The organism is Streptosporangium vulgare (genome assembly GCF_042428775.1).
In the GTDB taxonomy this organism is placed as follows: Bacteria; Actinomycetota; Actinomycetes; order Streptosporangiales; family Streptosporangiaceae; genus Streptosporangium; species Streptosporangium vulgare.
The window spans coordinates 1-601 of record NZ_JBHMBS010000161.1 but is presented as its reverse complement, the minus strand read 5'-3'; the positions used below and the strand labels follow the sequence as shown (position 1 = coordinate 601).

Annotated in this window: 1 pseudogene; it reads right to left on the bottom strand. The window is 31.6% G+C overall.

Annotation, left to right across the window (positions count from 1 at the left end):
* Positions 1 to 166: 166 nt before the first annotated feature.
* Positions 167 to 601, bottom strand: a pseudogene (locus tag ACFFRH_RS44490) (cytochrome c oxidase subunit 3); the annotation flags it as partial.

The window sequence follows — 601 nt, the reverse complement described above, 5'->3', positions numbered from 1 at the left end:
ATATACCCAAACCTATGCTTCATAATCCGTTACCTACTTCTTAAGAACCTCAGTAGTAAATTGAAACAAATAAAAATAATCATACAACATCTACAAAATGTCAATAAAGTATACCAGCTTCTAGTCCTAAATGATGACTATCTGTTAAATGGTAAGCTAACACACGTCATAATCCTACAGCTAAAAATATTGTACCAATCATTACGTGTAATCCATGGAATCCTGTACCAAAATAAAAACATGATCCAAAAGCTCCATCTGAAATAGTAAAACTTGAAACAGAGTACTCTACCCCCTGTAAAGCTGTAAATATAATTGCTAGTATGATTGTATAAAGTAAACCATATAAAGTTTTACTTCTTTTTCCATTAATTAGGAAATGATGACCATATGTTACAGTAAACCCTGAAGCAAGAAGAATAACTGTATTAATTAAAGGTAATTCAAAAGGATCTATTGCTTCTATTCCCATAGGTGGTCACATTGCACCTAACTCAACAGCAGGTGAAAGAGCACTATGGAAAAATGTTCAAAAAATGGCTAAAAAAAATAAAGCTTCTGATACTATAAATAACCCAACACCTATGTTTAATCCTCTTTG